General features: G+C 50.3%; 4 protein-coding genes. 1 reads left to right on the forward strand and 3 read right to left on the reverse strand.

From position 1 onward, the window contains the following. Positions 1–834: 834 nt before the first annotated feature. Positions 835–1,422, forward strand: coding sequence for a DJ-1/PfpI family protein (locus tag GXO76_15575; protein ID NOY79272.1), 588 nt, complete (start codon positions 835–837; stop codon positions 1,420–1,422). 155 nt (positions 1,423–1,577) lie between these two features. Here the strand turns inward: GXO76_15575 and GXO76_15580 are convergent, their stop codons facing one another. The 3 genes from GXO76_15580 to GXO76_15590 all read right to left on the reverse strand — a co-directional run bounded on the left by GXO76_15580 (position 1,578) and on the right by GXO76_15590 (position 6,915). Then, a complete protein-coding gene (locus tag GXO76_15580; protein ID NOY79273.1) occupies positions 1,578–2,681 on the reverse strand; it encodes a hypothetical protein in 1,104 nt (367 codons plus the stop codon). A 97-nt stretch (positions 2,682–2,778) separates the two neighbouring features. After that, complete coding sequence (locus GXO76_15585) at positions 2,779–5,118, reverse strand: metallophosphoesterase family protein (protein NOY79274.1); 2,340 nt, start codon at positions 5,116–5,118, stop codon at positions 2,779–2,781. Between the two features lie 762 nt (positions 5,119–5,880). Beyond that, the gene (locus GXO76_15590; GenBank protein ID NOY79275.1) at positions 5,881–6,915 is read right to left on the reverse strand and encodes a hypothetical protein; all 1,035 of its coding nucleotides are present in this window, start codon (positions 6,913–6,915) and stop codon (positions 5,881–5,883) included. Between the last annotated feature and the right edge of the window lie 29 nt (positions 6,916–6,944).

The raw sequence follows: 6,944 nt of genomic DNA on the forward strand, positions 1-6,944 counted from the left end.
GGACTTTTCATATTATAGTTTGAGCCTATATATACGAATAAAAGTAAATTCATTGAGCTTTGCATATAAATAGGGGAACTCTTGCGATTCCCAATGTTTAATACCCCGATAGCCATTCTGATATAAAATTCTATCAATATCCCATAATACATCCTACTCAAACTGCCATTATTCTCTATTTGTGTTGGCAAATATCTCAAACCAACCAATTTTCGGGGCCATTTTGTGTATAATTGAATAATTCATTCCCAAAAAAACAAGAAACAGCTCTTGAATCTGTATTGATAAAAAGAACATGCATTTATACTTTGATTGAAAAATGGCCTTTAGTTTTTTTAAGGCTTGACATATTACTTCGCGTTCTGTCCCATAAATTACATGATATGGTCTAATAAATGGATATTTATCTGTATATCAGGTGTTAATGTGCCGAATTTACCAATTTTATGAATTTGACCTTAGAATTGGTCAGATTCTAAATCAAATACACATCTCTTTTCTTCGAGAATTAATATTTGCAATATCTATACCAAATGGCATTGCATTGTAATATATTAATTATTTATCATTTACGCTTCATGCAAAAATCTCACTTTTTCTTTGTGTAACTTTTTTTACACATTACTGTCATCTTTTTTAAACATAATTTTCGCATTAATATGCAAATCACAAATTCCCCAGATGGCATATGCTAGTCCCTCCTGAATCGGAATCCCCTCTCGGCCGCTCCTCTTTTTTCTCCTTGCATTTAGCCCTCTTTCAGACTATTATTTAGTATCAAACCGTTTTTTAAGCACAGCTTTTCACACCACAACAAACAGGGAGGATCGACTAATGGCAGCAAAGAAAATCTTGATGATTGTGGGGGATTTTGTGGAAGATTACGAGGCCATGGTCCCGTTCCAGATGCTCACCATGGTGGGACACACCGTGGATTCCGTTTGTCCCGGGAAAAAAGCCGGAGAATCGGTGAAAACAGCGATTCACGATTTTGAAGGGGATCAAACGTACAGCGAAAAACGGGGGCACAATTTTGCCATTACCAAAACTTTTGAAGAGGTGAAAGCGGACGATTACGATGCGCTGGTGATTCCGGGCGGTCGCGCACCGGAGTATATTCGATTGGACGAAAATGTGATCCGGGTTGTGAAGCATTTTATCGATGCCGACAAACCCATTGCGGTCATCTGCCATGGGCCTCAGGTGCTGGCAGCGGCCGGCGGTGTGAAAGGAAAGAAGCTGACCTCCTATCCGGCCGTCAGCCCGGATTTGGTCAATGCCGGTGCCACCTGGCTTCCCGTGAATGAAACCTTCAGCAATGCCGAAGTGGATGGCAATTTGGTGTCCGCTCCGGCCTGGCCGGCTCATCCGGAGTGGATGCGAAAATTCCTGCAGGTTCTGGGAAGCACAATCGAGGCATAAAAGACTATCCTGCGAAAACGCAAAAACGCGAAGGGGAATTCCCCTTCGCGTTTTTGATAATGATCCTTTCTTTTGGCAAAACACGCCGTCTTTTGCCCGTTCCGGTTATTCATAACACATCCAGGTGTAACCGGACCCGTTTTGCCGATTTCCTCCTATCTTTCCAGTTCGTGCAGCAATGCCAGAAAAAAATCCCGGTTGTCTGCGGTGAGGTAGCGCATCGTGCCGCCCATTCGGCTGAAAGTTTTCAAGTAACGCAAATAGTACGCCGCCGTGTCCTGTGGGGGTTCACCGCGGCTCCAATCCCAATCGTTTTTAGCGAGGTCCACAATCAGCATGTAGTGGTGTTCGATGCGGCTTCCCGCCTGAAGATGCAGATTTTGGGCCATCGAAAGGGACTTCTCAAAAATCATGGGCGACATGACGGCGGATCCCACCGAGAGGTACACACCATATTCCAGACGGTTCACAGAGTTGGCAAACGTGAGAAAGTCCCGTAGTGCGGTTCGGCCCACGGCGGCTCCGTGGTTCATCGGGTGGGTGTAAATGATATCGTGACCAATCATCGGATGGCCCGTGAAGGGAATCCCCAGACGGTACGCCGCGGCCTGCACACAGTATTTTTTGTACGGAAAGGGAATATCCAACCAGCCGGAAGGCAAATTGAATGTCTCAATCACTTCCAGCAAATCCAGAGCAGCGGCCGCTTTCCAGTACGGGTATCCGGTGTGGGAAAGAACCAGTTCCCGAATCTCCTCCGCGGAAGGAATGTGCACGCCTTCGTGGTGAATCATACTGCCGACCGATTCGCCGTAGCCCTTCCCCTCGAACGCCCCCACAACCAACGCCAGGTTAATGTAGCGGCCCGTTTCCTCCCAAATGCCAAACTGCCCCACGGCCACATTCGCCCGTACATCCTCACTGCTTTTCCCCTGAAAGGCAAATTCCCAGTCGTGAATAATCCCGGCCCCGTTGGTGGCCAGATGGGTAATCCAACCGGATTCCATTAAGCGAATCAGCACGGGCCCCAACCCATTTTTAATGGTGTGAGCACCAATGGCCAGCATGCGGGAGGCATCTTTCTCGCGCGCCTGTCGCAGCCTTGCAGCCGCTTCTTCAATCGTTTGCACAAACTCCGGCGTGTGGTTTTGGGATTCCGCATTTAACGGAATGGCATCCCGTTCAATAACCACCTTGTTTTTTCGCTCTGAAAGGGGTTTAATGTGCAATTTTGTCCGATCAAGTTGTGCAAATGGCATGTGTGTTTCTTCTCCTCAAGTCATGGTATTTAGCCTTGCGAAGGATTCAATCCTCCGCAAGGTTCCCAATAAGAGGCCAATCTGCCCCGGCCGCTGTTTAGTGGGTTAATTCAAACGAATCCAGGACTCCGGCGCGGGTGCCGTCCCCATTCATCTTAATCGCCTTAAATGACAGATGCTTACCATTAATTTCCACGACGCAGTAGTGGTACACATAGTATTTACCGGCATCCGTTTCGTTGGAATTCGGGTCGGCTTTCACGCGCGGCAAATCCATTTGCTCCCATTCGTGATACTTGTGGTTGTCCAGATTTGAACCGCCCCCTCCGGTAATAATGTAGGCGGCGTTGTTGCCCGTACCGGTTTTGGGATCGTACGGGGGATGCGGTTTGCCTCGCTCGTAATCATGCGTGTGTCCGCTAAAAACAATGGCTACCCGGTTCGCCTCAATCAACGGTACAATTTCCTGGCGAAGGTGCGGCTCGCCGTCGTAGTAGCCGCCCGACCAGCATTCCGAATAGGGTGGTTCGTGAAAAAATACAAAAATCCATTCCGCTGATTTTTTCGCCTTCTCCACATCATTTTTAAACCATTCGTACTGCTGACTTCCGGGTGGAATGCGATTGCCCAGCGGGCCGTCGGACTTGTTTGGATCCAACACAATGAAATGCGCGTTACCGTAGTCAAAGGAGTACCAGTATTCGGTGCTTCCGGTTGTGGTCAGCGGATGGCGCACGTACCGTTCAAAAGGGGGCACCCGGCGGATATCCCAGTACCCACCGTATTCGTGGTTCCCGATGGAAATGTACGAGGGAACAAAACCGGAGAAAAAGCGAAGAGGATAAAAATATTCGTCTACCCACTGCGAAAGCACGTGCCCGCTGCTCACCACATCTCCCACATTGAACACCAGTGTGGGTTTTTCCTGAGCCACCAACCGCACCAGATTTTCGTGCACACGCGGGAAGGAGCGGTTGTCCCCGTACACGACGAATTTTAGCGACGTCGCCTCCGGATTTTTGGTGTGAACGGTCCAAACGGGACTGGCCACATCACCCGAAACGACACGGTAGCTGTAATCCGAATTAGGGGTTAGCCCTACCAGCGTCACGGCGTGCAGCGTGACCGGCGGCCCCTGCTCAAAAACCTCTTCGTTCAACCGGCCCTTTTGACCGAACTGAACCTTTCCCTTGCTCGGGTAAACGGTTTCCCACAGAACGGTTACGCCATCCTTCTGCAAATCCTGCAGGTAGGGCTGCAGAAGCAGAGTCGGGCGTTGGGCCAGCTGGTTTTCCAGCGGTGTCAATCCGGCTTCCAGCACGGCCATTTTCTCAGCAAAGGATTGGTCTGATTTCAACACCTGATTTAGAAGCGCAGTGGCTTCTTTCAGTGATTTCGGTTTTGGTTGGGGATCACGCTCAAAATACCAGTCGAGATGCTTCACCCGAAAGGCCAGTTTCTCGAACACGCCCTGAAGCTTCTGCTCAGCCTCCGTAATGAGGCGCATGTAACGCAGTCCTCCACTCCCCCGGCCATTGGTCACTTTAACCGCCACGTGGAAAACCTCACCCGGTTTGCCGGACGGGGTAAGCAGCGCCTGATCGGAATCGAGGGTTCGGGGTTTCATGAGCTTGCCATTGACGTAAATATCCTCTTCGTCGTTCCCATTGGCAATCAGAAACACCTTTTGTCCCGTCACCGGGAAATCGCCAATCTTGGCCGGCAGGCGGACTGTGGTGCGGTACCAGGCGTACTTGTACTCCCCCTCCCAACGATCGTGAGAACGGACGGAATCCCAGGCAGAATCGTCAAAATCGACGCGGAAAGCTTCGGGCGGTCCCATGAATTTCCATTTAAAACCCGTGATTTCCATTCCGTTGCCGGGACGAAGGGCTTCCACACGCAGCAATTTTTCCAACAAATTCCCGTATCCGGGCGGGAATGCCACCACATCAGCCTGATAAAACCGGGCATTGTACCCGCTGCACGCAATCCGAACAGCCAGCTTAAATTTTTGACCGGCCCTGGCGTTTCTCACCAGAACCAACCGGCCGGATCCTCGTGCCGAAACACCCGCTTTTTTTCCATTTACGTAAATGGCTCCAACGGGATCAGAATAGAGCTTTAGAATGATGTCTTTGCCTGCGAAATTTTCGGGCATTTTCACTGTTTGCCGGAACCATTTGACATGTCCCTTACCCCACCACGCGTGGTTGAGCGTTTCGTTTTTCCAGCCGCGATTGCTTCGGGAAAACACCTTTTTCACGGAAAGGTCCCCGTCGTGCACCTGCCATTCTTTGACCTTAAGAATGGGGTGTGTTTCCAGGGGTTGCGTGCGGATTTTGGTGGATTCACCTGAAAAAACGCCGCTGCTTTCCAGGGCAATGGCCAAAATCAACATTCCTGCAGACAACCAGTGTTTTTTAAAACGAAACATGTGACCTCCTTAAAATTTAGTCGGGTCTCAAATCGGGCTTTGCCATTCTCAACTGCCGACTCCACTCAGAACCCTGTTTTATAATTTCCCTTTACGCTAAAAAATTTGTGTCCATTCGTGTCATTCGTGGACCCCGTCATTCCAAATCCGCCAAAGGCGAATGAGGAATCCCCGCATTCAACAAGGAGATTCTTCGTCGCTGACGCTCCTCAGAATGACAGAAAAACGCAAATGGCATTCCAATTAAAACACACTCACTCCACCTGTCATTCCGAACGCAAGCAGGGAACCCCCCGTTCACAACACCTGTCATTCCGAGCACAGCGAGGAATCTCCCTTCTCCATTCCGGGGGATTCCTCGTTCCGCTGACGCTTCACTCGGAATGACAGATCTGCTATTTTCATTCCGAATAAAATAAGAACCCCCTTCCAACAAACACCTGTCATTCCGAATCCGCCAAAGGCGAATGAGGAATCCCCTCATTTAACAAGGAGATTCTTCGTCGCTGGCGCTCCTCAGAATGACAGAAAAACGCAAATGGCATTCCAATTAAAACACACTCACCCCATCTGTCATTCCGAGCACAAGCAGGGAACTCCCCGTTCACAACACCTGTCATTCCGAGCGCAGCGAGGAATCTCCCTTCTCCACTCCGGGGGATTCCTCGTTCCGCTGACGCTTTACTCCGAATGACAGATCTGCTGTTTTCATTTCGAATAAAATAGGAACTCCCTTTTCAAACTGTGGAGCTTACTCACATGTCACTCTCGAATTTCGTACACGCCTTTCTCGTAGCTCTCCGTACGAATGATCACCTTCCGGCTGCCTCTTTCGAACCGCCAGTCACGATTCTCGCTGAGAGGGATTCCGTCCAGAAGAACCTGCTTCGGGGGTGTTTCTGCAAAAATCCGCAAAATGTGCGGCTTGTGCACGCCCGAAAGTCGAATGAAAATAGTCCCCTCGTCTTTTTGCACCGAAATCTCTGTCTGACCGCTGCCATCCGGATGGTTCACCGTAAACCGGCTTGTTTTGCCGGGATAAATCAAATAGGTCACATATCCGGTAGACGTCTCGTCTCCCAGCCCCGTGTACGCCCGCGTAACGTTTAGCGGCACGATGGCCCCCTCTTTCACAAATACAGGGAATTCGTCCAGCGGAAATGACTGTGTCACCCTCTGGCCGCCCTCAAATACCCGGGAATCGTTAAAAAAGTACCGCCACCGGCCTGGCGGGAATGTGATGCTCCGTGAAAGGGTGTCCTGCCAAATGGGAGCCACCAGGAAATAATCGCCAAACAGGTACTCGTATTTTCCTTTGACCGGCTTTTGCAGTACCCTGCCCCCTGCGTGAGCCGATACCACATAATGGTACATGTAGGGAACCAATTCGGTGTGCAACCAGGAAAATTTCCGAATAATTTCAAGCTCCTGAGGTGTGCGCTTCCAGAGAGCACGCTCCCCATGCCCACCGTTTAAGAAAAGGCCGCAAAAGGCGGAAAATTCCGCCCAGCGAATGTACAGGCGCGCAGGAATGAAGCTCCCGCTGTACCCGCCCACATCGGAGCCAATTACGCAGTAGCCGAGTTTGGCACTGTGCAAAATGTCCTGTAGCGCTTCTTCAATACCGTTCTCGCCGCCTCCGGTTTCATCCGCACTTTTGGCGTTTCGGCCATTTTCTGCGTGGGACGAACGCCATTTGTGTTCCTGGTCTCCAACCCAGGTGACGGGTGCCGCATCGATGGGAGCAAATCCTTCCGGATGCGCCCAGGGGGTGTCAATGGCGCGCGCCAGCGTCACAAACCCGGGATTTTTTCGCAGTCCATGGC

Source organism: Calditrichota bacterium, from assembly GCA_013151735.1.
GTDB lineage: Bacteria > Zhuqueibacterota > JdFR-76 > JdFR-76 > BMS3Abin05 > BMS3Abin05.